The organism is uncultured Brevundimonas sp. (assembly GCF_963975535.1).
Lineage (GTDB): Bacteria > Pseudomonadota > Alphaproteobacteria > Caulobacterales > Caulobacteraceae > Brevundimonas.
The window spans coordinates 375,636-398,809 of the sequence record NZ_CAXBHE010000001.1; the positions used below are offsets into that span (position 1 = coordinate 375,636).

27 protein-coding genes and 1 tRNA gene are annotated in these 23,174 nt (G+C 68.4%); 17 read left to right on the plus strand and 11 right to left on the minus strand.

From position 1 onward, the window contains the following. Positions 1-36 precede the first annotated feature (36 nt). Together udk and AACZ75_RS01765 are read left to right on the plus strand one after the other, a co-directional pair. Positions 37-684 (plus strand): uridine kinase, encoded by a 648-nt coding sequence (gene udk, locus AACZ75_RS01760; RefSeq protein ID WP_339870852.1) that lies wholly within the window; start codon positions 37-39, stop codon positions 682-684. A gap of 79 nt (positions 685-763) precedes the next feature. Continuing rightward, a complete protein-coding gene (locus AACZ75_RS01765) occupies positions 764-1,453 on the plus strand; it encodes a TetR/AcrR family transcriptional regulator (protein ID WP_339870853.1) in 690 nt (229 codons plus the stop codon). Here AACZ75_RS01765 and pdxH read toward each other — a convergent pair. Then, complete coding sequence (gene pdxH / locus AACZ75_RS01770; RefSeq protein ID WP_339870854.1) at positions 1,400-2,074, minus strand: pyridoxamine 5'-phosphate oxidase; 675 nt, start codon at positions 2,072-2,074, stop codon at positions 1,400-1,402. The genes AACZ75_RS01765 and pdxH overlap by 54 nt on opposite strands. Positions 2,075-2,172: 98 nt before the next feature. Here pdxH and AACZ75_RS01775 point away from each other — a divergent pair, with 98 nt between their 5' ends. The 4 genes from AACZ75_RS01775 (at position 2,173) to AACZ75_RS01790 (ending at position 5,120) form a co-directional block, all read left to right on the plus strand. Then, positions 2,173-2,904 carry a DnaJ C-terminal domain-containing protein gene (locus AACZ75_RS01775; RefSeq protein WP_339870855.1) on the plus strand — a complete coding sequence of 244 codons (732 nt, stop codon included), beginning with the start codon at positions 2,173-2,175 and terminating at the stop codon, positions 2,902-2,904. A 12-nt stretch (positions 2,905-2,916) separates the two neighbouring features. Next, a complete protein-coding gene (gene aroC, locus AACZ75_RS01780; protein ID WP_339870856.1) occupies positions 2,917-4,002 on the plus strand; it encodes a chorismate synthase in 1,086 nt (361 codons plus the stop codon). Between the two features lie 87 nt (positions 4,003-4,089). After that, on the plus strand, positions 4,090-4,785 hold the full coding sequence (locus AACZ75_RS01785; protein WP_339870857.1) for a pirin family protein: 696 nt from the start codon (positions 4,090-4,092) through the stop codon (positions 4,783-4,785). Positions 4,786-4,847: 62 nt separating this feature from the next. Continuing rightward, positions 4,848-5,120 (plus strand): hypothetical protein, encoded by a 273-nt coding sequence (locus tag AACZ75_RS01790; RefSeq protein WP_339870858.1) that lies wholly within the window; start codon positions 4,848-4,850, stop codon positions 5,118-5,120. A gap of 4 nt (positions 5,121-5,124) precedes the next feature. On the opposite strand, the gene AACZ75_RS01795 is transcribed toward AACZ75_RS01790, so the two are convergent. The 3 genes from AACZ75_RS01795 to queC are packed head-to-tail and all read right to left on the minus strand — an operon-like array spanning position 5,125 to position 6,844. After that, positions 5,125-5,493 (minus strand): 6-carboxytetrahydropterin synthase, encoded by a 369-nt coding sequence (locus AACZ75_RS01795; RefSeq protein ID WP_339870859.1) that lies wholly within the window; start codon positions 5,491-5,493, stop codon positions 5,125-5,127. A 2-nt stretch (positions 5,494-5,495) separates the two neighbouring features. Beyond that, positions 5,496-6,131, minus strand: coding sequence for a 7-carboxy-7-deazaguanine synthase (gene queE / locus AACZ75_RS01800; RefSeq protein ID WP_339870989.1), 636 nt, complete (start codon positions 6,129-6,131; stop codon positions 5,496-5,498). Then, positions 6,128-6,844, minus strand: a complete 717-nt coding sequence (gene queC, locus AACZ75_RS01805; protein ID WP_339870861.1) for a 7-cyano-7-deazaguanine synthase QueC — start codon at positions 6,842-6,844, stop codon at positions 6,128-6,130. The genes queE and queC overlap by 4 nt, the downstream gene beginning before the upstream one ends. A 206-nt stretch (positions 6,845-7,050) precedes the next feature. Here queC and AACZ75_RS01810 point away from each other — a divergent pair, with 206 nt between their 5' ends. The 7 genes from AACZ75_RS01810 to AACZ75_RS01840 all read left to right on the plus strand — a co-directional run bounded on the left by AACZ75_RS01810 (position 7,051) and on the right by AACZ75_RS01840 (position 11,713). Continuing rightward, positions 7,051-8,673 (plus strand): response regulator, encoded by a 1,623-nt coding sequence (locus AACZ75_RS01810; protein WP_339870862.1) that lies wholly within the window; start codon positions 7,051-7,053, stop codon positions 8,671-8,673. A 103-nt stretch (positions 8,674-8,776) separates the two neighbouring features. After that, positions 8,777-9,250 (plus strand): PaaI family thioesterase, encoded by a 474-nt coding sequence (locus AACZ75_RS01815; protein ID WP_339870863.1) that lies wholly within the window; start codon positions 8,777-8,779, stop codon positions 9,248-9,250. Further along, the gene (locus AACZ75_RS01820) at positions 9,247-9,648 is read left to right on the plus strand and encodes a PaaI family thioesterase (RefSeq protein WP_339870864.1); all 402 of its coding nucleotides are present in this window, start codon (positions 9,247-9,249) and stop codon (positions 9,646-9,648) included. Before AACZ75_RS01815 ends, AACZ75_RS01820 begins: the two co-directional genes overlap by 4 nt. A 62-nt stretch (positions 9,649-9,710) precedes the next feature. Then, positions 9,711-10,103: a hypothetical protein gene (locus tag AACZ75_RS01825; RefSeq protein ID WP_339870865.1), complete on the plus strand. Its 393-nt coding sequence runs from the start codon at positions 9,711-9,713 to the stop codon at positions 10,101-10,103. Positions 10,104-10,142: 39 nt separating this feature from the next. After that, a complete protein-coding gene (locus AACZ75_RS01830) occupies positions 10,143-10,490 on the plus strand; it encodes a hypothetical protein (RefSeq protein WP_339870866.1) in 348 nt (115 codons plus the stop codon). Between the two features lie 89 nt (positions 10,491-10,579). Then, complete coding sequence (locus AACZ75_RS01835) at positions 10,580-11,008, plus strand: hypothetical protein (RefSeq protein ID WP_339870867.1); 429 nt, start codon at positions 10,580-10,582, stop codon at positions 11,006-11,008. 69 nt (positions 11,009-11,077) lie between these two features. After that, entirely contained in the window at positions 11,078-11,713 is a 636-nt protein-coding gene (locus tag AACZ75_RS01840) for a helix-turn-helix transcriptional regulator (protein WP_339870869.1), read from the plus strand. A 262-nt stretch (positions 11,714-11,975) separates the two neighbouring features. On the opposite strand, the gene AACZ75_RS01845 is transcribed toward AACZ75_RS01840, so the two are convergent. The 4 genes from AACZ75_RS01845 to AACZ75_RS01860 form a co-directional block, all read right to left on the minus strand. Continuing rightward, positions 11,976-12,467, minus strand: a complete 492-nt coding sequence (locus AACZ75_RS01845; RefSeq protein WP_339870870.1) for an SH3 domain-containing protein — start codon at positions 12,465-12,467, stop codon at positions 11,976-11,978. Between the two features lie 104 nt (positions 12,468-12,571). Beyond that, a complete protein-coding gene (locus AACZ75_RS01850; RefSeq protein WP_339870990.1) occupies positions 12,572-14,251 on the minus strand; it encodes a lysine--tRNA ligase in 1,680 nt (559 codons plus the stop codon). A 32-nt stretch (positions 14,252-14,283) separates the two neighbouring features. After that, complete coding sequence (locus tag AACZ75_RS01855; RefSeq protein ID WP_339870872.1) at positions 14,284-15,720, minus strand: response regulator; 1,437 nt, start codon at positions 15,718-15,720, stop codon at positions 14,284-14,286. A 60-nt stretch (positions 15,721-15,780) separates the two neighbouring features. After that, complete coding sequence (locus AACZ75_RS01860) at positions 15,781-16,173, minus strand: VOC family protein (RefSeq protein WP_339870873.1); 393 nt, start codon at positions 16,171-16,173, stop codon at positions 15,781-15,783. 118 nt (positions 16,174-16,291) lie between these two features. Here AACZ75_RS01860 and queA point away from each other — a divergent pair, with 118 nt between their 5' ends. Together queA and tgt are read left to right on the plus strand one after the other, a co-directional pair. Further along, positions 16,292-17,542, plus strand: coding sequence for a tRNA preQ1(34) S-adenosylmethionine ribosyltransferase-isomerase QueA (queA, locus tag AACZ75_RS01865; protein ID WP_339870874.1), 1,251 nt, complete (start codon positions 16,292-16,294; stop codon positions 17,540-17,542). Positions 17,543-17,693: 151 nt separating this feature from the next. Continuing rightward, positions 17,694-18,809: a tRNA guanosine(34) transglycosylase Tgt gene (tgt, locus tag AACZ75_RS01870; RefSeq protein WP_339870991.1), complete on the plus strand. Its 1,116-nt coding sequence runs from the start codon at positions 17,694-17,696 to the stop codon at positions 18,807-18,809. Here the strand turns inward: tgt and AACZ75_RS01875 are convergent. Both AACZ75_RS01875 and AACZ75_RS01880 read right to left on the minus strand, forming a co-directional pair. Further along, the gene (locus AACZ75_RS01875; RefSeq protein WP_339870875.1) at positions 18,806-19,363 is read right to left on the minus strand and encodes a hypothetical protein; all 558 of its coding nucleotides are present in this window, start codon (positions 19,361-19,363) and stop codon (positions 18,806-18,808) included. The genes tgt and AACZ75_RS01875 overlap by 4 nt on opposite strands. A 297-nt stretch (positions 19,364-19,660) precedes the next feature. Next, positions 19,661-19,737, minus strand: a tRNA-Lys gene (locus AACZ75_RS01880). Between the two features lie 123 nt (positions 19,738-19,860). Between AACZ75_RS01880 and AACZ75_RS01885 the strand changes: the two genes are divergently transcribed. Next, the gene (locus tag AACZ75_RS01885) at positions 19,861-20,949 is read left to right on the plus strand and encodes a CaiB/BaiF CoA-transferase family protein (RefSeq protein ID WP_339870876.1); all 1,089 of its coding nucleotides are present in this window, start codon (positions 19,861-19,863) and stop codon (positions 20,947-20,949) included. On the opposite strand, the gene AACZ75_RS01890 is transcribed toward AACZ75_RS01885, so the two are convergent. Next, positions 20,946-22,700, minus strand: a complete 1,755-nt coding sequence (locus tag AACZ75_RS01890; protein WP_339870877.1) for an ATP-binding protein — start codon at positions 22,698-22,700, stop codon at positions 20,946-20,948. The two genes, AACZ75_RS01885 and AACZ75_RS01890, sit on opposite strands and share 4 nt — an antisense overlap. Before the next feature lie 139 nt (positions 22,701-22,839). Here AACZ75_RS01890 and AACZ75_RS01895 point away from each other — a divergent pair, with 139 nt between their 5' ends. After that, positions 22,840-23,103, plus strand: a complete 264-nt coding sequence (locus AACZ75_RS01895; protein WP_339870878.1) for a hypothetical protein — start codon at positions 22,840-22,842, stop codon at positions 23,101-23,103. Positions 23,104-23,174 lie beyond the last annotated feature (71 nt).

Below are 23,174 nucleotides of genomic sequence, written 5' to 3' on the forward strand. Positions count from 1 at the left end.
CCTAGAACGGCCGGGCTTGTACGGCGGAGGCACGACATGAGTATTCTGATCGCCATCACCGGAGGGTCCGGTTCGGGCAAGAGCACCCTGGCGGAAGCGCTGGTGTCGGCGCTGCCGGACGGGGTCGCCGTGCTGCTGCGCGAGGACTCCTACTATCGCGACGCGGCGGTTCTGCCCGATTTCGACGCGGCGACGTTCGACTTCGACGATGTCGCCGCCCGGGATCACGACCTGATGATCGCCGACCTTGCGGCGCTCAAGGCCGGGCAGGATATCGTCGCCCCTCTCTATTCCTTCATTCATCACGGCCGCGACCCGGGCGGCGAGGCGGTGCGCGCCGCCGAGGTGGTGGTCGTCGAGGGCACCCATGTGCTGTGCACCCCGGCCCTGTCAGCCCTGTTCGACATCCGGGTCTTCGTCGACACGCCCGCCGACATCCGCTTCATCCGCCGCCTGCTGCGCGACCAGGTCGAGCGTGGCCGCACAGCGGATTCGGTGATCGCCCAGTATCTGGCCACGGTCCGGCCCGGGCATGAACGACTGACCGAACCGTCCCGGGTCAACGCCGATTTCGTGGTCGCGGACTCGACCGCGGCGGTGCGTCTCGAGGATCCCCAGGCCGTCGTGCGGCTGGCCGCCCCGGTGCTCGCCCACCCCCTGCTGGCCCCGTGGCGCGCACGCTGAGGCAGTATTACTACCGATCAGGACCGGGTTGCCGGGTGGAAGACTAGGCGTCAGTGTACCGGCAATCAGAAGATCCTGCATGCTCATGACGAACCCGGCCGTTTCGACCCCATCCCCGGCGGACCCACGACGCGACGCGATTGTCCGTCATGCCCGGCGCCAGTTCACCAGCGTCGGCTACGCCGCCACCCGGATCGAACCGATCGCCCGCGAGGCCAATGTCTCGACCGCGACCCTCTACAACTATTTCGCCGGCAAGGCCGAGTTGTTCGAGGCGGTCATCGACGACGCGGCCGTCGACTTCATTCAGCAGATGAAATTCGTGCAATCGGCCTCCGGATCGGCGCGGGAGCAACTGACCCTGTTTGCCCAGGCCTACGGGGATTTCATGGCCGATCCCTTTGTTCGCTCGATCTTTCGCCTGGTCATGGCCGAACGGCCCCGCTTTCAGGAGATCGCGGCCCACTTCTTCGAAGTCGGCCGGAAGAGTTTCGGGGCTGACCTGATCGAGGCGCTGAAAACGATGACCCGCACCGGGCAGCTGAAGATCGACAACCCGTCCTGGGCCGCCGGCCAGCTGATGGGGATGATGGAGCACCCGGTCTTCTTCGTGCCGCTGGTTACCGGGGATGCGGTCAGGATTCGCCGCTCGGTCACCGACATTGCCAACGATGCCGTCGAAACGTTTCTGACCCGCTACGGCATCCCCGGGGTGTCAGGGCCAGAGACGGGTCCGGGTCCAGCCCTGACGGTCGCGCTCGAAGCTTAGCCGGTCATGCAGGCGGAACGGTCGGTCCCGCCAGAACTCCAGGCTTTCCGGTACAAGTCGCCAGCCGGTCCAGTGCGCGGGACGGGGCACATCCTCCCCCTCGAATCGCGCCGTCTCCCGCGCCACCGCGGCCTCCAGTGTCGCGCGATCCTGCAACGGGCGTGACTGATCCGACACCCACGCCCCGACGCGGCTCTCGCGGAGCCGGCTGGCGAAATAGGCATCGGCCTCGGCGGCGCTGACCGGTCCGATGCGCCCCCGTACGCGCACCTGTCGGCGCAGCGACTTCCAGTGGAACAGCAGGGCCGCCACCGGTTGCCCCGCCAGCTGCTCGCCCTTGGCGCTCTCGGTGTTGGAATAGAAGGTGAAGCCGCGCGCATCGACATCCTTCAGCAGGACGATCCGGCAGTCCGGCAGTCCGTTGGCGTCCACGGTCGCCAGGGCCATGGCATTGGCGTCGTTCGGTTCGCTGCCCCGCGCGTCGGTCAGCCAGTCGACGAACAGGCCGACCGGGTCATCGCGGTCGAAGATCGACTCGTCACCGTTCGCGGCGAGGGCCGCGGCGTAACGGGCCTCAAACTCCTCACGGGTCGGGCTGGGCGGGATCACAGGTGCGGTCATGCCGCTGACATAGCGCCGTTGGTCGGCACAGCGAAAGGGCACGTGACAGCGGGTCGCGGTTAACCGCCCGTTGACGCTGTTCAGGGCCTTTGGAAACCATGCGCGCCCGTTCCCAGACCGAGGTCACCTCGACCCGCGAGGCTTACGCCCTGCTGGGGCTGCACGGCGCGGTGGAGGCCGATGCCCTGACCCGCGCCTTCCGGCAGGCGGTCAAGGCGGCACGACCCGACCAGCCCGGCGGCGACGCCGACCGCTTTCGCCGCATTATCGCTGCGTGGCGGCTGATCCAGCAGGATGGCACCTGGCGTCCGGCACTCGCGGCACCCGCGACCCGCCCGGCGGCCCGGCCGGTGATCGGCCTGACCCCGTTGCAGGCCCTGAACGGCGGCCGTGTCCGGGTCAGCGTGGCCGAACGCACGCTGCGCGTTGCCGTACCACCCGGTCTCCGCAGCGGCGAACATCTGCGCCTGCGCCAGGCGGGCAAGGACGGCGGCGACCTGTACCTGTCCGTGCTGATCCGCCCCACCGACGGCCTGTCGGTCCTCGGCGACGACCTGTTCATGACCTGGTCCGTATCACCGCGGGTGCTGGAGGACGGGGGCCGGGTCGAGATCGACACCCATGCCGGCACCCGCCAGGCCTGGGTGGTCTCCGATATGCAGGCCCCGGTCCGCCTGCGCCTGCGCAATCTCGGCCTGCCCGGTCGTGGTGCCCGCAAGCCCGGCCATCTGTTCGTGACCCTGATGCCCGTCGCGGACTGTCCGTCCTCGGCCGAGGATCTGCTGGCCCGCTTCACCCGCGTCTGGACGGCGGACCGTCTGGCGGCCTAAGCCGGAGGTGACATGTCCCACAACAGCTTCGGCCATCTGTTTCGCGTGACCACCTGGGGCGAAAGCCACGGGCCGGCCATCGGTTGCGTCATCGACGGCTGCCCGCCGCTGATCCCCCTGAGCGAGGCCGATCTCCAGCCCTGGCTGGACCGTCGCAAGCCCGGCGGCAGCCGCTTCGTCACCCAGCGCAACGAGAGCGACACCGCCCGTATCCTGTCGGGGGTGTTTGACGACGGGAACGGCCCGGTCACAACCGGCACACCCATAGCCGTCCAGATCGACAATGAAGACGCCCGCTCGAAGGACTATGGCGAGATTGCCCGCGCCTTCCGTCCCGGCCACGCCGACTTCACCTACCAGGCCAAATACGGCGTGCGCGACCATCGCGGCGGGGGCCGGTCGTCGGCGCGCGAGACGGCGATGCGGGTGGCGGCCGGGGCGGTGGCCCGCAAGGTGCTGGGCGACGGCGTGCGGATCCGCGCCGGGGTCGTACAGCTGGGTCCGCACCACATCGCGCCCGAGGCCGTGGATTTTGACGCCGTTTACGACAACGCCCTGTTCGCCGCCTCGGCCGACGTCGTGCCGGCCTGGGAAGCCTACCTTGACAGTATCCGCAAGGCCGGGTCGTCGATCGGGGCGGTGGTGGCGCTCGAGGTCACCGGCCTGCCCGCCGGCTGGGGCGCACCGGTCTATGGCAAGCTGGACGCCGAACTGGCGGCGGCCCTGATGTCGATCAATGCGGCCAAGGGCGTCGATATCGGCGCGGGCTTCGACTCGGCCGAACTGACCGGCGAACAGAACGCCGACGAAATGCGAATGGGCGACGACGGCTGGCCGGTCTTCCTGTCCAACCATGCCGGCGGTGTGCTGGGCGGCATCTCGACCGGCCAGCCGCTGACGGCGCGGGTGGCGTTCAAGCCGACCTCCTCGATCCTGACCCCGCGCCGGACCCTCACCCGCGACGGCACCGAGACCGACCTGCGCACGAAAGGCCGTCACGACCCCTGCGTCGCCCTGCGCGGCGTGCCCGTGGTCGAGGCCATGGCCGCCTGCGTGCTGGCGGACGCGATGCTGCGCCACCGGGCGCAGGTAGGCTGACCCCTTTTAGTCACCGATACTGTTACCTATATGGTTGGCGAACCGACGCCGGGTGCTGTTACGCCGACGTCGCAGGGAGACCACATCATGATTGACGTCCGCCCCTTCGCCAGCCTCGGCGGTGCCGACCACGGCTGGCTCAATGCCAAACACCATTTCTCTTTCGCCAACTATCATGACCCCAAACGCATGAGCTGGGGCCGGCTGCGCGTGTGGAACGACGACGAGATCGCCGCCCGGTCCGGCTTTCCGCCCCATCCCCATTCGGACATGGAGATCATCACCTATGTCCGCACCGGGGCCATCACCCATGAGGACTCCTTGGGCAACAAGGGCCGCACCGGGGCCGGCGACGTCCAGGTGATGAGCGCGGGCACCGGCGTGCGTCACTCCGAGGCCAATCTGGAGGACGAAACCACCACCCTGTTCCAGATCTGGATCGAGACCGACAAACCGGGGGCCAAGCCGTCCTGGGGCATGAGGCCCTTCCCGAAATCACACCGTTCCGGCCAGTTCCAGGTCCTGGCCTCGGGCGACCCGGCCGACGAGGCCCTGACCATCAACGCCGACGCCCGGGTGCTGGGCGCGACCCTGACCGCGGGCGAGACCCTGCGCTACAGCCTGGCCGAGGGCCGCCGGGCCTATCTGGTGCCCGCCGTCGGCACGGTCGCGGTCAACGGCGTGACCCTGAACGCCCGCGACGGCGCGGCCATCAAGGACGAGGCCGAGATCGTCATCACCGCCGACAGCGACGCCGAACTGGTGATGGTCGACAGCCGCTAGGATCAAGGTCAGGCTCTGTTCATGCTTTCATGATCAGTACGGGGTACCCCGGAGAGCCCACCATGACCCGATCGATCCCCCGTCTCGCCACCCTGTCCGCCGTCCTGGCCGGATCCCTGCTGCTGCAGGGCTGCCTGGTCGGGGCGGTCGTGGGCGGCACCGCGGCGGTGATCGGCGGCACGGCCAAGGTCGCCGGATCGGTGGTCGGGGCCGGCTTCGACGCCGTCACCACCTCGGACGAGGAAACCAAGGCCAAGCGGGAACGCGACCAGCGCGACTATGAGCGCGAACAGCGTCGCTGCGAACAGCGCCGCGCCAGCGGGCGAAGCTGCTGAAGTCCTAAAGCGTCAGTGTACACCGCTCGTGGATCGTCGGGCGGGCCACCGTAATCCGGCTCAGCCCCGGCCAGTCCGGCTTCAACTGGGCCACGAACCACAGACACAGGTTCTCGAGGCTGGGCAGCTCCAGTCCCGCCTTCTCGTTCAGCATGCCGTGATCCAGCTCCCCGGCGGCGGCCTTCAGGGCCCGGTCCAGCGCGCCCAGATCGGCGACCCAGCCATGCTCGGCGTCCAGCGTCGCCGAACGCACCGTCGCCTCAACGGTGAACGAGTGTCCGTGGACGCGGCGATAGATGCTGCCCTCGGGTTCATTGGGGAAGTGGTGGGCGGCGTCGAACGTCGCCTGTTTGGTGATCTCGAACATCGTCATGTCTAGCGGACGCCAATGTATTTGTGGGTCTGGACGCTGAGGCGCCATTGGGGGTGGGTCAGGCAGTAGTCGAGGGCGGCAGCGGTATTGGCCGCCTGATCAGGGCCGTCCATCGGCTGCAACCAGAACCGTTCGAAATCCAGGTGTTCGAACCGGTCCGGCATGGCCGTGGCCTGGGGGAAGACCAGTTTCAGCTCCTGGCCCGTGGTCTGGACCACCGGGGCCTCGGCCTTGGGACTGACGCAGACCCAGTCGATCCCGGCTGGCGCGGCGATCGTGCCGTTGGTCTCGACCGCGATGTCAAAGCCGCGCGCGTGCAGGGCGTCAATCAGGGCCGGATCCAGCTGCAGCAACGGTTCGCCGCCGGTGCAGACCACCAGTTTCGGATCACCCGCCCGCCCGCGCCACAGCGCCGCGACATGGTCGGCCATCGCCTCGGCCGTGCGGAATTTGCCGCCGCCGTCGCCGTCGGTGCCGACGAAATCCGTGTCGCAGAAGCTGCAGACGGCACCGGCCCGGTCGCGTTCCAGCCCGCTCCACAGATTGCAGCCGGCGAAGCGCAGGAAGACAGCCGGACGCCCGGCCTGTCCGCCCTCGCCCTGCACCGTCAGGAAGGTCTCCTTCACCGCATAGGTCATGTGGCGAGCCACTGGTCATAGCCGGCCGCGCGCAGCGCGCAGGCCGGGCAGCTGCCGCAGCCATAGCCCCACGGATGACGTTGGATGCGGTCGCCCAGATAGCAGCTGTGGCTGTCCTCCAGGATCAGGTCGACCAGCAGCTGGCCACCGATCCGGTCGGCCAGGGCCCAGGTCTCGGCCTTGGTCAGGGCCATCAGTGGCGTCTCGATCACCACCGGCCGGTCCAGCCCCAGGCTCAGCGCCGTGGCCATGGCGTCGATGGTGTCGCGGCGGCAGTCGGGATAGCCCGAGAAGTCCGTCTCGCACATGCCGCCGACCAGCAATTCCAACCCGCGCCGGTCGGCCAGGGCCGCGGCGCAGGTCAGGAACACCAGGTTGCGGCCGGGCACGAAGGTGGTCGGCAGGCCGCGCGCATCCATCGCGATGGCCCGGTCGGTGGTCAGGGCGCTCTCGGCGATACGACCGTAGCCGGTCAGGTCGACGACATGGTCCGGCCCCAGCCGGTCGGCCCACTGCGGCAGGGCCCGGGTCATCGACTCGCGCACCACCAGACGGGCCTGCATCTCGACCGCATGGCGCTGGCCATAGTCAAAACCCACGGTCTCGACCCGGTCATACCGCGCCAGCGCCCAGGCCAGGCAGGTGGCGCTGTCCTGCCCGCCCGAGAACAGGACGAGGGCGGAGGCGGCAGTATCGGCGTGGAAATCGCTCATGACGACCCTGCGGTCGGCCGTCGGCCGCGCGCATGCAAAAAGGGATGGGACTGTGAAGATCGGGCGGCCTTCTACACCAGCCCGTCGCCGGGTGCAAAAGCCGCAGCCGGCCAGGCAATCCAGGGTAGTCGGCGGGCGCGAGTGATTAACCGTTCCGCAAATGGTTCGCGGCTAGGGTCTGAGGGTTGCATTGGAGTACGGCGCGTATGCCGACCATCGAAACCCTGACTCGGCGCACCGAACCGGTGGGTCCGGAAACGCCGGGAAGCGCGATTTTCGCGCGATTCCAGCAGGAGCCCGACACCCTGGGCATTCCCGTGGTCGAGGACGGTCGCCCGCTCGGTCTGGTCGAGCGTGACGCCTTCCTGCTCAAATTCGCCGCCCCTCTGGCACACGCGCATTTCGCCGACCGTCCCGTCACCTTGCTGATGGACTCCGAACCGGCCGTGGTCGAGGCCGGGGTACGTATCGACGCCTTTTCCCAGGCCCTGCTGAGCAGCGGTCCGGGGGCCTTGATGCGCAGTTTCATCGTCACCCGGAACGGCGTCTATCAGGGGACCGGCACCGCCGTGGCCCTGATCCAGGCAGCCAACGCCCGTCAGGGTCGACGGATCGAGGCCCTGACCGAGGAGGCGCGGGCGCTGGCCGACAGCAACGCCCAGGGTCTGGCCACGGCCCATTCGCTGAGCCAGTTCATGTCGGTACTGAACCGGGAGCTGCGCACCCCGATGAACGGCGTCCTCGCCGTCGCCGAACTGCTGCGACGCCTGCCCCTGCCGGGCGAGGCCCGCTCGCACGTGGGCACCATCGTCGAGTCGTCCCAGACCCTGCTGCAGGTGCTCCAGGACGCCGTCGACGTGGCCCGGGCCGAGGCCGGCGAACTGGAACTGAACCTTCAGCCGACGCCGCTCCAGGCCCTGATGGACGGCGTCCAGACCGACTGGGCCCCGCGCGCCGCCGAAGACAGCGTCACCCTGATGACCAGCTATGAGGGCGACACCGAACTGGGAGCCCTGATCGACGGCCCCCGCCTGAGGCAGGTGCTGGACAATCTGATCAGCAACTCCCTCAAATTCGCCCGCAACGGCGTGGTCGAGGCCAGCTTGAAAGCCACGGCCCGGGGCGACCGGATCCATCTGGCGGCACGGGTGCGCGACGACGGCCCCGGGATCGACGCCGCCGTGATCGAGTCCCTGTTCGACCCCTTTGTCCAGGGGGCGGGTCTGAACGGGGCCGGTCTGGGCCTGTCTGTCAGCAACCGCATTATCGGGGCCATGGGCGGCAGCCTGCGGGCGGAAAACAACGCCGGCCGCGGCGCGACCTTCACCTTCGACCTGGAGGTCCAGCGCACCGAAATAGAGGCGAACACGGATTCCAATGTCACCGGCCTGTCGAATTTCGAGTTCGAACGGACGCCGCACATCCTGATCGTCGATGACAATGCCACCAACCGCGTGGTCGCCCAGGCCCTGTGCGAGATGTTCGGCTGCACGTCCGAGACTGTCGAGGACGGGCTGGAGGCGCTGGAGGCCGTTCAGGAACGGGCGTACGACCTGATCCTGATGGACATCAAGATGCCCCGGATGGACGGGGTCCAGGCGACCTCGGCCATCCGGGCCCTGACCGGGCCCGCCCGGGACATTCCGATCGTCGCCCTGACCGCCAATGCCGATCCGGACGATGCCCGGTCCTATCTGGCGGCCGGCATGTGCGGCGTGGTCGAGAAGCCGATCAAGCCCGAGCGGCTGCGCCGGGCGATCAACGGGGCGCTGAACGCGGATGCGGCCGCCGCCGACGAGGCCGACGCCGCCGACCGCTCGGTGGCCTGACACCCGAACCGGGTCCCGCCTGCGTCACGATCCGGCTCGACGACAGCGGAGGTGACACCTATTCAGGTTGCGGGCGACCGCCGCCCGATTGCACAAGACACCCATGACGGACCGATTCCTCACCGACCTCCTGCCCCAGCTCGCTGGAGGAGCCGCCCATACCCATGCCCTCGGCTTTGTCTTCGAGGCCCTGGAAGGCGACCGCGTCCGGATTCGTGTGCCCTATCGCGCCGACCTGGTGGGCAATCCCGGGACCGGCGTCCTCGCCGGCGGCCTGGTCACCACCCTGCTGGATCACGTTGGCGGTCTGGCCGTCTGGGTCGCCATAGGCGAATTCAAGCCGATCGCGACCCTTGACCTGCGGGTCGACTATATGCGGGCCGCCGAGGCCGGTCGCGACCTGATCGCCGAGGCCCGCTGCTTCCAGATGACCCGCTCCATCGCCTTCGTCCGGGCCTGGGCCTTCGAGGACAGTCCGGACAGTCCCGTGGCCGCCTCCCAGGCCGCCTATGTCGTCGAGTCGGCCGGCGGACGCCCGGTCGGGGCCAATCTGCGATCCGGAGGCACCCCCACATGACCGACCTGCTGGATACCCTCCCCTATGCCCGGTTCCTCGGGCTGCAGAGCCGGCTGACCGGCGACGACCTGATCGTGGTCATGCCGTTCGCGGACCACCTCGTCGGCAACCCGATGCTGCCGGCGCTGCACGGTGGCTCCACGGCCGCCCTGCTGGAAATGACGGCTGTGGCCCAGGTCGCGCTGCGCTATCCGCGCCTCCAGCTGCCGCGGCCGATCAATGTCACCGTCGCCTACCTGCGGTCCGGCCGGCCGGTCGACGTGCAGGCCCGGGCCCGGATCAACAAGGCCGGACGTCGCGTCGCCCATGTGCTGGCCGAGGCGTGGCAGGGCGATGAATCCCAGCCGATCGCCAGCCTGACCGCGCACTTCCTGCTGGACGAGGAAGACAACCTCTAGATGGTAGACAGCACCCGTTAGGATGGCTTTTCTGCCCTGACACCCGTCAGGAGAGCAGCCCCATGTCCCGACAGTCCATCAGCGAGACGATCAGCCGCCGCCTTCACGCCAGCGAATCCGCCCTCGATGCCGCCCTGCATGAAACGACGCGACTGGCGGCCCTTCTGCCGCGGGCGCGGGCCCACGCCGGGCTGTCGGCCGTGTCCGGCCAGCGGGCGTTTGACGGGACGGCCGCAGCGATTGCGGCCCTGGCAGAGGCGCGGGCCCATCTGGTCCGCACCCACGTGACGCTTGCCTCGCTTGCCCGACAGCTCGGCCTCGACACCGTCGCAGCCGGCCCGCTCGACAAGCCCGACGACCGCCCGCCGGTCGGAGGAAACATTCTCGCCCTGCCGAAATCGCCTCGTCGCCCGGAGGTTAACAAAACACTACCGCGCAACACCGGCGTGTGTTAAGAATCCCTTTACCAGTAATCTCTTGTGAGGGGCTTTTTCGTGAACAAAGATCAAATCATCGCCAGCGTCGCCGGCGAACTTCATGCAACCGAGGCTGCGCTGGACTCGGCGATTGTCCAGACCACCACCCTCGTTCAGTCGATGATCGGTGCCCGCACCGCCCTGTCCGTGTCGCCGATCGCAGGTGCGACGGCCCAGGCCAAGGCCATGGAAACGCTCGCCGCGCTCAGCGCCGCGCGCGAGGCGATCGTCGCCTGCCACGACGAGCTCCAGAAGGACCATCGTCGGATGGGCTGGGGCACCTATGCGGCCGGTACGGTCGACAAGCCCGGCATGCCTCTGGCCGCCGCGCCCGAAATGCCGGTCGAGCGTCTGCGCGCCGTCTGAATTCGACGTAATAATCATGGCCGGGCATTCCTGTCTGTGCCGATTCAATGCAATGTCGCCCTCATGCCGTTCGGCGTGGGGGCGATGTCGTGCCTGAGACGATTTATGGTCAGATCGGCGCCGTGTTCATGGTCGCCACCTGTGCCTTCGCCCTGCTGAAGGGCGATGAGCCCGAGCGCATTGCTGGCGGTGTGTTTGCCCTAACCTGGTTCGCCACACTTCTGATACAGGTCGACGGTGACCTCTACAGTGTCCAATGGGGCATCTTCTATCTGGACATGGTCCTGCTGGCCGTCTTTGCCGCACTGGTATGGAAGTCTCGCCGCGCCTGGCCGGTCTGGGCCAGCGCCTTCCAGCTGCTGACCGTGATGGGTCACATCATGAACATGACCGATATGCGTCCGCCCATTGCCGCCTTCTATGCGGTCATCAATCTGGCGGCATACGGCATCATGGCCTGTCTGGCCGTCGGCACCTTCTGGGCCTGGCAGGACCGCCGCGCCGCCGGGCTGGAATAGGTGGATATTCCTAACGCGCCACGCTAGGCTTGACCCGGCCCGGCCGTTCGGGCCGTCGGAAGGCCTGTCATGTCCCTGTCCCACGCCCGGATCTGGTCGGCGATCGACAGCCTCGCGCGGCGCGAGGGGCTCAGTGTCTCGGCCCTGGCCCGCCGCGCCGGGCTGGATGCCACCAGCTTCAACCCCTCCAAACGCTTCGGCCCCGGCGATCCACCGCGGCCGCGCTGGCCCTCGACCGAGAGCCTGACCCGGATTCTGGAGGCCACCGGCCTGTCGCTGTCGGGATTCGCCGCCCTGGCGGGGGATGCGCCGCCGCCCCGCGCCGCCATACCGCTGCTCGGACTGGCCCAGGCGGGCGAGGAGGGCTTTTTCGACGACGCGGGCCTGCCGACCGGTGACGGCTGGGACCAGACCGACCTGCCCCAGGCCCGCGACAGCCTGCTGGGCCTGCGCATCAGCGGCGATTCCATGGTGCCCCTGTATCGCGAGGGCGACCGCATCATCGTCGACCGCGAGGCCGGCGATGTGCGCAAGGGCGACCGGGTCGTGGTGCGCACCACGGGCGGCGAGACCCTGGCCAAGGCCCTGGGCGCGATCAGCACCGACACCGTCACCCTGACCTCGATCAACCCCGCCTATCCGCCGCGCACCCTGCCGCGCCGCGACATCCTCTGGATGGGTCGCATCCTCTGGGTCAGCCAGTAACCCCGGCCACGGTCACAGGGCTCCGCCCTGTCGACCCGACGCGGCCTCGCGCTGCGCCCCCGCTCAAGCAGTGAGCGACCGCGTCGCGCGCGTTAGCGCCCGACAAGCAGAGGCGCTCAAGCAGTGAGCCGCCGCGCGGCGAGCGATGGCGCCACAACAGAAACCCCGCTCGAGCAGTGAGCGACCGCGTCGCGAGCGATAGCGCCCAAAGAGAAAGACCGCCCCTTGCGGAGCGGCCTTCTTCAGTCCGGGAGGTTTGGCCCTAGTTGGCGGCGACGTAGTGGGCACTGACCCATCCGCCGTTCGACAACTGGACCCATTCGCCTTGCGACGAACTGGCCTGGAAGCTCTGGCCGGCTCTCAGGCTGCCGACCTGGCGATAGCTGGTACCGGGACCCGAGCGAACCCGCAGGTTCGAGGTGGCCCGGTAGCCGCTGCCGGCGTACTGGCCGCCGGCCTGCCCGTTGGCCTGGGCGTTGGCCCGGGCGCGCTGCTGGTTGCAGCCGATATAGGAACCCGCGGCGGCACCGGCCCCGGCCCCGACCACGGCCCCGAGGGTCCGCTCGTTGCTCGAGACCTGGCTGCCGGCGAGGCCGCCGATCACGGCCCCGATCGCGGCCCCGGCCTGCTGACGGCCGCCGGGGGCGTCGCAGTTGGTGATGCCGTTGGCCTGGGCCTGGGCGGCCATGGGGGCGGCGGAGATGAGGGCGGCCACGGCGGCGGCGGTCATCGTGAATTTGGTCAGGTTCGACATGGTCACTCCAGTCATCGAAAGAGATCGATGGGCTGGTAATGCGCCAGCCGACCTGAAGGCTCCCCGCGCCAGGTCGTTGTTTTCAGTTCATCTTCGTGAACGGGTCAGCCGGCCAGCTCTCCCGCCGCCCCGGCCTCGATCAGGGCGATGGTCTGGGGCAGGCCATAGATGGCGGCGAACGAGCCGAAGCGCGGCCCCTGGGACGCGCCCAGCAGCACCTCGTACAGCGCCCCGAACCAGCCGCGCAGCGGCTCGAAGGCGTGTTCCTTGCCCACGGCATAGACCTCGCCCTGGATCAGCTCGCCGTCGGTGGTCCCGGCCGGCAGGGCCTTCAGCCGCGCCGCCAGATCCAGCAGCGCCGCCTTCTCCCTGTCGTCCGGCAGCCGGTACGACTTGGCCGGCTTCACGAAGTCCTCGTAGTAGTTGAGGGCATGACCCATCAGCCGGTCCAGCAGCGGCTCGGACTCGGGCGTGGCCTCGGGCAGATAGTTGACGAAATAGGCCCAGAGCTGGTCCTTGGTCGAGGCGTTGGCGACCCCGACCAGATTCAGCAGCAGGGCGAACGACACCGGCGAGGTATGGCTGGGCGGCGCGCCCGCATGGATCGACCAGACGGCATTGTCGATCTGCTTGGCCGGCTCCTGGGTCTTCCAGGCCTCGATCGCCGCCAGATAGTCGTCGATGGCCCGCGGAATGACGTTGAAATGCAGGCTCTTGGCCGACTTCGGCGACTGGAACATGTACCAGCTCAGGCTTTCCGGCGTGCCGTAGCGCAGCCATTCGTCCATGGTCAGACCATTGCCCTTGGACTTGGAGATCTTCCTGCCCTCGACGTCGAGGAACAGTTCGAAGTTGAAGCCCTCGGGCGGCACCCCGCCCATGACCCGGCACAGCTTGGACGACTCGCGCACGCTCTCGATCAGGTCCTTGCCCGACATTTCGTAGTCGACGTCCAGCGCGGTCCAGCGCATGGCCCAGTCGGGCTTCCACTGCAGCTTCACATGGCCCCCGGTGACCCGCACCTCGGTGCGGTTGCCCGGCTCACCCGCCGGATCCTCGAAGGTGATGGTGCCGCGCGCGACATCCCGCGCCAGCGTCGGCACCTGCAGCACATGGCCGGTGATGGGACTGATCGGCAGGAAGGGCGAATAGGTCTCGCGCCGTTCCGGGCCCAGGGTCGGCAGCATGATGGCCTGGGCCGCGTCGAAGCGCGCCAGCAGGGTCAGCAGCGTCTGGTCGAACCGGCCCGAGCGGTATTCCTCGGTCGACGACAGGAATTCGTAATCGAAGCCGAAGCCGTCGAGGAAGGCGCGCAGCCGGGCGTTGTTGTGGGCCCCGAAACTGTCGTGCGTCCCGAATGGATCGCGCACCGCCGTCAGCGGCTTGTGCAGGTCCTCGGCCAGCATCTCCGGATGGGGGATACCCTCGGGCACCTTGCGCAGCCCGTCCATGTCGTCGCTGAAGGCGATCAGCCGCGTCGGCCAGTGGTCGCCGGTCAGGGCGCGGAAGGCGTTGCGCACCATGGTCGTGCGCGCCACCTCGCCGAAGGTGCCCATATGCGGCAGGCCCGACGGGCCATAGCCGGTCTCCAGGATCACCGGACGGCGCAGGGCCTCGAACGTCGCCAGCGCCTCGTCGGCCTTGCCGCGGCCGATCAGGGTCGCGGCCAGGTCCCGCTCGGCGTCCGACAGCCGCTTCTTCAGCACATGGGCCAGAAGGTTGCGGGCCTGTTCGAAGGGCCAGGACCTGGCCTCACGGGCGAGGGTTTCGAGGTTGTTCAGCATGGGCATGGGTTTGGCGCGTCAGGGGCGGCGGGTCAACGCCTCGCGCCCGGGACTCCGTCCACGGCGACCAGGGGATTGGCACCCACCGCTTCCCGCCAGCCGCTGCCGCCCCATTGGGCCACCTTGGTCAGCAGCTCGATCATGTCGACCGGCTTGGCGATACAGTCGTCCATCCCGGCCTCGAAATAGCCGCGCACCTGTTCGTCCAGCGTATTGGCGGTCAGGGCGATGATCGGTGTCGCCCCGACCTGTCCGTCGAGCGCGCGAATGCCGCGCGCCGCCGCAACCCCGTCCATCACCGGCATCTGGATATCCATCAGGATGATGTCCCAGTCGCCCGCCGCCGCCGCGACCACGCCCAGGGCCCCGTCATCGGCCGTCTCGCAGACGATGCCCTGGGTCGCCAGCATGGCCTTGACCAGGGTGCGGTTGCTCTGGTTGTCGTCGACATAGAGGACGCGCAGCCCCGGCCCCGCCATCGCCGACTCGACGGCCGGTGCGGTCGCCTCGCCCGCGCCCGCCTCCACCGGATGAACCATCCCGGCGTCCGGCTCGGCGATCATGCGATTGACCACCGTCAGCAGGTCCTGGCCGGCCTCGTGAATGCGCCGCGCCTGGTCGGTTCGGCTGACCTCCAGTCCGGCCTCGACCAGCAGGCCCGAGAAGCCGATCACCGCGTTCAGCGGTGTGCGCAGCTCGTGCGACATGTCGGTCAGGAAGCGCTGACGGGCCTCGGCCATCGCCGCCTTCTGTTCGGCCGCACTGCGGGCCATCTCGGCCTCGACGCGGGCGGTGACATTCTGCTCGTTCAGCAACACGCCCGCGGCCCCGGTGACCGGATCGATGACCGGTCGCGCGTCCATATGGTGCCAGCGCCGTCCGTCGCCCGCCACGACCGGATAGATCCCGGCCATGCCCTGGCCGGCGACGGCGGCGGCGAACATCGCCTCACCCTCGGTCGGGTCGGCGAAGCGGGCCGCGAATGCAACGTCCTCCGATCCATAGGCCGCGTAGGCGGCCGGATTGGCGAACAATCGGCCCCCGGCCCGGTCAAACAGGGTGATGATCGCCGAGGTGTGTCGCAGGGCCTCGACCGCGCGGCGCTCGCCCGCGTCGACCTCGGTCGGGGAGGCCTCGAACAGCAGGACCTCGCGGCCGTCGTCCATGGCGAAGGCAGAGATCGAGGCCTGGACCGTGACCGGCTGCCCGTTCGGATAGAAGGTCCAGCGCTCGCTGACCTCGCCGCCGTCGGCGGTCAGGGCCACCAGCCGGTCTGTCCGCACCTTCACGGCCGGCGACAGCACGGAAAAGTCCCGGGCCAGCAGCTCTTCCAGGGACTCCGCCCCCCAAAGCGCCAGCGCCGGGGGATTGGCGTAGACGCCGCGCGAGCTGTGAGGATCATACAGCCAGACCGGCCGCCGCAGGCGGTCCCAGGTCTGTGCGAACGGCGGGGCCGGAGAAGCGGACATTCCTCCACCCTAGCGGGCCATCCCTGAACCGGGATTTAACCCCGGCGACAGGGCTGCGCGTCAGAAATACGGGTCTTTCGTCAGCCTCTGGGAAATCCACCAGATGTTTCCGCCCGGGTCGGCGACCCCGCCCTGTCGATCCCCGTAGGGCATGTCCCCGACATCCATGATGCGTGTCGCGCCGCAGCCAAGCGCCCTGGCCATCGCGACGTCGGCGTCATCGACATACAGGTAGAAGGCCGCCCGGCTCGCGGGAAACCGGGGCGACGCTTCGCTGACCATAAGCGTGGTGCCGGAAATCCGGACCTGCGCATTGGCGATGCGGCCATTCGGTGCCTCGCTGCGCCCCAGTTCCTCACCGCCGAAGGCGAGAGCGAGAAATTCGAGATAGGCTGCGGCGTCATCGGCAAAAATGTACGGCGTCACCGCGCCAAAGCCGGCAGGAATATTCATCGACCCACTCCCAAACCACCGTAGCTGAACGGCATCACGCTACTGCGCGGGGCGTCCAGGCTGCAAATCTGCACGCGACCTTGACCACACCCTGTCCCCGTGGCCTTTGCCCGGCCACATGAAGACCGCCGATTTCGACTTTGACCTGCCCGATGACCGCATCGCCCTGCGTCCGGCCGAGCCGCGCGATTCCGCGCGCCTGCTGGTGGTGCGCGACGGGGCGCTGGGTGACCACGTCATCCGCGACCTGCCCGACTTCCTGCGCCCCGGCGATGCCCTGGTGTTCAACGACACCCGGGTGATCCCGGCCCGGCTGTCCGGCGTGCGCCAGCGGATCGGGCCCGGGGGCGAAACCCTGACCGTGACCGTCGAGGCCACCCTGCACCACCGCGACGCCCCCGACGTCTGGTCGGCCTTCATGAAGCCGGGCAAGCGGCTCAAGGCCGGCGACCGGGTGCAATTTACGTCTCCCTTCCCCCTTGATGGGGGAAGGGTTGGGGGTGACAGTGCATCCGATGTGTCGCTGGCAGTCGATGTGCCCTCGGCCGCCGTTGTCACCCCCATCCCAACCCTTCCCCCATCAAGGGGGAAGGGCTTGAGTGCAGACTCCGCCTGCCTGCTCGGCCGCCTCGACGCCACCGTGGTCGACAAGGACGAGGACGGGTTGGTGACCCTGCGTTTCGACCTGACGGGTCCGGCGCTGGATGACGCGATCCGCGATGTCGGGGTCATGCCCCTGCCCCCCTATATCGCGGCCATACGACCCGAGGACGACCGCGACCTGACCGACTACCAGACCCTGTTCGCCAAATGGGACGGCTCGGTCGCCGCCCCGACCGCGGGCCTGCATTTCACCCCGGCGCTGATGGCGGCGCTCGAGGCGAAAGGCGTCTCGACCCATGCCGTAACCCTGCACGTCGGGGCCGGCACCTTCCTGCCGGTCAAGGCCGACGATACCGCCGACCACAAGATGCACAGCGAATGGGGTGAGGTGTCCGCCCAAACCGCCGCCGCCCTGAACGCCGCCCGCGCCGCCGGCGGCCGGATCGTCTGCGTCGGCACAACCTCCCTGCGCCTGCTGGAGAGTGCCGCCACCCCCGACCGGGTCATCCACCCCTTCCACGGCGACACGGCCATCTTCATCACGCCGGGCTACGAGTTCCGCGCCGCCGACGTGCTGATGACCAATTTCCACCTGCCGAAATCGACCCTGTTCATGCTGGTCAGCGCCTTCGCCGGGCTGGAGACGATGCGGGCCGCCTACGCCCATGCCGTGGCCGACGGCTATCGGTTCTATTCCTACGGTGACGGCAGCCTGCTGTTCCGGTCGCCGAAAAACCTCGCACCGGACGCGAAACAAGAGCGATGAGTTTCAAGGCCTTGAACTTTTACGCCGTCGATTTGTCAGCATCCCTCGCCCGCCCCCTATAATAGCCACGCCTGCCGACCCCCGCCCCGTCCGCTCCCGGAAATGGCACGGTTGGCACCCCGATTTCGCAAAACCCTGCCAAACCCAGGACCTGATGCCCTTTCCCTTCGACATCACCGCCACCGAAGGCCGCGCCCGCACCGGTGTGCTGAAGACCGCGCGCGGGGACATCCGCACCCCGGCCTTCATGCCGGTCGGCACCGCCGCCACGGTCAAGGCCATGACCGTCGACCAGGTGGCCCAGACCGGGGCCGACATCCTGCTGGGCAACACCTATCACCTGATGCTGCGCCCGGGCGCAGAGCGGATGGCGCGGCTGGGCGGGCTGCACAAATTCATGGGCTGGACCAAACCCATCCTGACCGACTCCGGCGGCTTTCAGGTCATGTCGCTGGCCGGCATCTCGAAGGTGAAGGAGGAGGCCGTGACCTTCTCCAGCCATATCGACGGCTCCAAACACGTGCTGACGCCGGAACGGTCGATCCAGATCCAGGCCGACTGCATCGGGGCCGACATCTCGATGCAGCTGGACCAGTGCGTCGCATGGCCGGCCGAGGAACCCGCCGCCCGCGCCGCGATGGAGCTGTCGGTGCGCTGGGGCGCGCGCTCGAAGGCCGCCTTCGGCAGCCGTGAGACCCAGGCCCTGTTCGGCATCCAGCAGGGCTCGACCTTCGAAAACCTGCGTCGGGAATCGTCCGAGCGGCTGCAGGAGATCGGCTTCGACGGCTATGCGCTGGGCGGTCTGGCCGTGGGCGAGGGCCATCAGGCCATGTGCGAGGTGCTCGACTATGCGCCCGAGATGCTGCCCGCCGACCGGCCCCGCTATCTGATGGGGGTCGGCAAGCCGGTCGATCTGGTCGAGGCTGTGTGGCGCGGGGTCGACATGTTCGACTGCGTCCTGCCGACCCGGGCCGGACGCCACGGCCAGGCCTGGACCTGGGACGGCCCGATCAACCTGAAGGGCGCGCGCTTTGCCGAGGATCAGGACCCGCTGGACCCGGACAGCGCCTGCCCGGCCTCCAGCGCCTATTCAAAGGCCTATCTGCACCATCTGGTGCGGACCGACGAGATTCTCGGCAAGATCCTGATCAGCTGGCACAATATCGCCTTCTACCAGACGCTGACCGCGGCCATGCGCGAGGCGATTGCCCACGGGCGGTTCGAGGCCTTCCGGCGCGACTTCCACGCCCGGCATACGTCCAACTAGCGGCGCGGGCTCCGGGCCGGAACGAACCAGCTGGGTGCGGCCGGCGGGGCGCAATTGCGCTGCATCCCGATTCCCTTGAGGAAGGCGCGCCGAATCCGCCCGGCCTGGATCGCCGCCTGGACCGCGCGTTCGTGCTGGGCCGCGCCGCTGAGACGCCGGATCCAGCTGCTGCCGGGAATGAAGTCCGTGGTGGTGTCGCGCACGGCCCCCAGGGCGGCCTGGGCCGTCGCATCGGCGGCGCGCTCGCTCATATAGCGACCGTCAACGGGCGGCGGTTCGTCCATATCGGGGCCCAGTGCCTCGTCCAGGCGCACGACCTCCGCCCCGATGGTCGAGCACCGACTCATGTTGCGCATGTCGTACGGGTTGGCCTGGGCCTGCAGCAGCACCGTCGGAATGACCTCGGGCCGCAGGTTGAAGACGTCCAGCGGGGCCGTGGCGGCATCGCTGAATCCCGCGCCGAACTGCTCCGCCCCGCCCATGGCCGAATGCCCGGCATTGCAGCCCCCGGCGACGAGACAGGACAGAAGGACGATCACGGTGGAGCTGCGCATACCCGCTTTACAGCACGGCCCGGGGCCGATCGGAAGTCCGTTCACACGGGCGTTGCGCCGACCCATGCCGCCATGCTTTATCCGGCGGGAATACGGCCTTTCCCACCCGCATGCCGGGTGAAGCGTTTGCGGTGCGACACCATGCTGAAAACCCTGCTCCAGCGGCTGCGGTGCCGTCACGAGTACAAGTACAGCCGGACCAAACCGGGCACGCTGGTCTGCAAGAAATGCCGTGCGCGCAAGGGCCGGCCCTGAGGCCAGGCGGCGCATTCGACAACAATGCGGAAAAAGGGCTGGTGGTACGCCCCCCCGGGCTCGAACCGGGGACCCTCTGATTAAAAGTCAGATGCTCTAACCAACTGAGCTAGGGGCGCACATCGGATTCGCGCTTTGCGAACCACCAGACGGCGCCTTCTGTTGCATCCACGCGGTCGGGTCAAGACCGTGCGAACATCCAAATGCTCGACCAGCCTGTTTTTGCCGCCTAGTCAGGAGCTATGAAACCGCTCTCCGGCCTGCGCATCATCGAATTCGACGGACTCGGCCCCGTCACCTTCGCCGGAATGGTTCTGGCCGATCTCGGGGCCGAGGTGGTGCGCCTGACCCGCAGCGCCGTCGCCGGAACCGCCGCCTTCAGCGAGGTCGGGGGCGAGGTCCTGCACCGGGGCCGCCCGGCCGTCGCGGTCAACCTCAAGGATCCGGCCGATCACGCCCGGGTCATGGATCTGGCCGGGGCGGCCGATGCCGTGATCGAGGGCTTTCGGCCGGGCGTGATGGAACGGCTCGGCCTCGGCCCCGAGGCCTGCGCCGCCGTCAATCCGCGCCTCGTCTATGGCCGGGTCACCGGCTGGGGCCAGACCGGGCCGATGGCGCAGCAGGTCGGCCATGACCTCAACTACATCGCCCTCAGCGGGGCCCTGCACGCGACCGGAGAGCCCGACCGCCCGCCGCGCCCGCCGCTGAACCTGGTCGGCGACTACGGCGGCGGGGCCATGCTGGTCGTGGTCGGGGTGCTGGCCGCCCTGCTCGAGGCCAAGGCCACCGGTCGCGGCCGGGTCGTTGACGCCGCCATGACCGACGGCTCGGCCCTGCTGATGAGTCTGTTTTACGCCCTGCAGGCCCGCGGCCTCTGGAGTGACAGCCGCGGAGCCAACCTGCTGGACGGCGGGGCCCCCTTCTATCGCTGCTACACCTGCGCCGATGGACGGTTCGTGGCCGTCGGCGCGCTGGAGCCGCAGTTCTACGCGGCCCTGATCGCCGGACTCGACCTGGCGGCGGACGACGCCCCGCAGTTCGACATGGCCGGATGGCCGGCCCTGCATGCCCGGTTCGAGGCCCTGTTCGCCACCCGCGACCGCGACGCCTGGGCCACCCACTTTGCCGGCACCGACGCCTGCGTCACCCCGGTCCTCAGCCTGGCCGAGGCCCCGGGCCATCCGCACAACCGGGCCCGCGCGACCTTTGCCGGATCGCCGGTCCAGCCCGCGCCCGCGCCGCGTTTCGACGGAAATTCGCCCGCACCCGCCATCCGGCCCGCCGATCTGTCGCTGGACGCGGCCCTGACGGCCTGGACAGCCGCCGTCTAGGCCACGGCGGTTCCCGCCTCAGGCGAGGCGTTCCGCTCCCCGGTGCAGGCGTCCAGCAGGGCCGCCACCAGGGCCGTCGGATCGATCGGCTTGGTCAGGAACACGTCGACGCCGGCGGCCAGCCAGGTTTCGCGGTGCGAGTCCATGGCATTGGCGGTCAGGGCGATGATCGGCGTGGCCCGGTTGATGCCCGCCTGGCGAATATTGAGACTGGCCTCAATTCCGTCCATCACCGGCATCTGCATGTCCATCAGGACAGCGTCAAAGCGCTCTACCGCGGCCATCTCGACGGCCAGGGCCCCGTTCTCGACCAGCGTCAGCCGGCACCCGTGCGGCTCCAGCAGCAGGGTCAGGATCTGGCGGTTCACCGCGTGGTCCTCGGCCACAAGGATCGACCGGCCGGCCAGCGATCCGCCCTCGACTTCCGGCAGAAGCGAGGTCTCCGCCGGAGCCGAGCGGGCCATGACCTCGACCGGCAGGGTCAGGGTGAAGGTCGCCCCCTCGCCCTCGACACTGTCGACGACCAGCGTGCCGCCCATAAGTTCCGCCAGCCGCCGGCTGATGGCGAGACCAAGCCCCGTGCCGCCGAACCGGCGCGTGGTGCCCACATCGGCCTGTTCGAAGCTGTTGAACACCTCGACCAGCCGGTCGTGCGGAATGCCGCAGCCACTGTCGTGAACGGCGACGTTGAGGCGTCCCGTTGCCTCGTCCCAGTCCGCCGACACCCGGATTTCGCCCTCGGCGGTGAATTTGACGGCGTTGGACATCAGATTGAACAGGATCTGCTGGAACCGCAGCGGATCGGTTCGCACACAGTCCGGGACCTCCGGGGCCACCACGATCGCCAGCGTGACACCATTGGCCCTGGCCCGGGGCTCCCACAGACGCTTCAGCGACACCAGTCGCTCGCGCACGTCCATTTCGGCGGCTTCCATCTGCATCTTGCCGGCCTCGATCTTCGAGAAGTCCAGCACGTCATTGAGCAGTCCCATCAGCACGTCGCCGGCATCGGTCAGCATCGAGACATGGGTTTTCTGGGGCCCGCTCAGTCGCGTGCGCCGCAGCAGGTTGCCGGCCGAGATCACGGCATTCATCGGCGTGCGGATCTCGTGGCTGACGACGGCGAGGAAGTCGGACTTGGCGGCGCTGGCGATCTCGGCGGTGCGCCGATGCTCATCCGCCTCGCGCTTGGCCTCACGCAACACCCGGGTGGTCAGCGAACTCTGACGCACGGCCACGATCAGGTGCGCCATATACAGCAGCCCGCCGACCGGGATGAGCAGTTCGATCCAGTTCTGACTCTGGAACGCCGTGATGAGGGGCAACCCCAGGAAAAAGGTGGCATGAGGCGTGACCGAGCAGATCAGGATCCGGCGATCATGGTGCATATGCAGGCTGACATGCAGCAGTCCGCCCGAACACTGGACCATCGCAAAAATCTTGCCGACCTGCCCCCCGTAGAACCAGAGGTAGGCGGTTATCGCAGCGTAAACGACGACGGTCAGAACAGTCACGGTGCAGAACAGCGCGCTGTAGGACTTGCTGACGGTCATTTCGGGGTTCAGCCGCAGCGGACGGAAGACCGCCTCGTCCAGATACTGGGTGGCGACCACCGCCAGGAACCACCACAGCGGCCAGGCCGACGGGGCCATGACCCACGCTGCCACGCCGACGAAGGCCGCCAGCCCGATGCGGGACTTCAGCTCTCTGAAGCGAACCTGGGCAACGGTGGCACATGCAGACGTTGTCATTCATTTCTCCCGACCGTTCATTCAAACCACCAATTGGAGAAGGATTGGTTGCTGGCCGGGATGACCGCTGCCACGATCCCGGCTATGGAACGCCGTTGGCTGGCTTTGCGTTGAGATTCCGAGCCTGGGGAGACATCTGATGAAGCGTTTGATTCTGGCAGCCGCGTTCGGGGCCGCAGCGGTTCTGAGCGGTTGCGACAACCCGAGGTCCGACGATCAGTACGAAGAGACCGTCCCGCTGCCGGACGATGAGCCGGTCGCGCCGATGACCGAGGAAATCCCGGTTCCCGACGCCGCCCCCCCCGCCGTCGACACGCCGCCTGCGGACTACTCGACCATTCCGCCGGAGAAGCGGAGTTCCGCGGAAACGGTTCGTCCGGAAAGCGAAACCCTGTTTTACTGACATCGCGGTCTGCGGTTTCGCCACGGGAGCGCCACAGGCGGGTGCCATGGTGAGACCTGACCCCGCGCGCC